This is a genomic window from Shigella sp. FC1967 (assembly GCF_001743005.1).
Taxonomy (GTDB): domain Bacteria; phylum Pseudomonadota; class Gammaproteobacteria; order Enterobacterales; family Enterobacteriaceae; genus Proteus.
The window spans coordinates 1-1,259 of sequence record NZ_MIIZ01001027.1 but is presented as its reverse complement, the minus strand read 5'-3'; the positions used below and the strand labels follow the sequence as shown (position 1 = coordinate 1,259).

General features: G+C 50.8%; 2 protein-coding genes and 1 pseudogene. All 3 read left to right on the top strand.

Annotated features, from left to right (window positions below; genetic code table 11):
• The coding region (locus tag BHE89_RS17745; RefSeq protein WP_458694237.1) for a hypothetical protein at window positions 1–223 on the top strand (223 nt) is incomplete at its 5' end.
• 77 nt (window positions 224–300) lie between these two features.
• Entirely contained in the window at window positions 301–603 is a 303-nt protein-coding gene (locus BHE89_RS17740) for a hypothetical protein (RefSeq protein WP_000410925.1), read from the top strand.
• 77 nt (window positions 604–680) lie between these two features.
• Window positions 681–1,259: pseudogene (locus BHE89_RS17735) on the top strand (DNA cytosine methyltransferase); the annotation flags it as partial.

Genomic DNA, 1,259 nt, shown 5'->3' with positions numbered 1-1,259 from the left:
AAAGTGGTACTGCAATCCAGGGAATACTATTCCCGTTGAGAGCATGTCCCACCTTGAGCAGGCGGAGAAACTGTATGACTTCTATGTCAAGTATCTCCAAGTGAAAGAAAAGACCTCTGTGAACCTTGGCCGGGTGCTGCATAAGCTGTACAGCACTGGTTCTATCAAGGAAGCAGAGATCGTGCTTGAAGCAATAAAGGCTCAGGCTGGCGTAACAGCTTGAGCAATCTACTAACCCTAAACCGGGTGCATCCGCCCGGTTCGGGACGTGGTGCGCCCCCAAACTATTTGGAGTGCATCATGGAAAAACATAACCTCAAATCCGGATTCAGCATCTATTTCGCTGACGTCCATTTCGAGAAACAAGTCTACGCATTCGGCTCAGGACTTGGCTTCACCTCTGTGATTTACGCCTACTCGCTGGGCCGAGATCCGGAAGAAGCTGAGAAGCTGGCGCTTGAGAAGTACGACTCTGACGAAACGAAGGTGAAGAAGGTGCATGTCAATCTGGCTCGCAGCCAGGACATCAACCGCTACACCTTCCCTGAACAAATGGCTGGCTTTGCTAATGCCATTCAGTCTCACGGCATCGCTGTGAACTGAGAACCACTTTAAACCCATCGGGGCCATTACTTCCCGATTGGGACGGTAGTGGCCTCTCAACCGAAAGGAGAGAGCTCATGGCTACTATCGTAAACACCAAGTTAGGAGAACATCGAGGCAAGAAGCGCGTCTGGCTGGAAGGCCAAAAGCTACTGCGTGAAGGTTATTATCCTGGCATGAAGTACGATCTGGAGTTGAAAGATTCCCAGGTTGTGCTTCGCGTCAAAGAGGAGGGTAAGTTCACCATCAGTAAGCGTGAGCGCAATGGCCGGGTGTCTCCAATCATCGATCTGACCGTGCAGGAGCTTGCTACCGTTTTTGACGGTGTAGAGATGCTCCGCGTGTTCATCCGTAACGGCGCAATTGTGATCTCCGCTCACCATCAACAAGAGCGAGTGATCGAGCGCGTCAACCGGCTTATCAGTAAGCTGGAGAATGGAGAATCGCTTTCGGTATGCAGCCTCTTTCATGGGGGTGGTGTGCTTGATAAAGCGATTCACGCCGGTTTTCACAAGGCGGGAATTGCCAGTGCCATATCTGTGGCCGTGGAGATGGAAGGGAAATATCTCGATTCGTCTTTGGCAAATAACCCGGAGCTTTGGAACGAAGATTCTATTGTTATCGAATCGCCAATCCAGGCTGTGAATCTCAGCAAA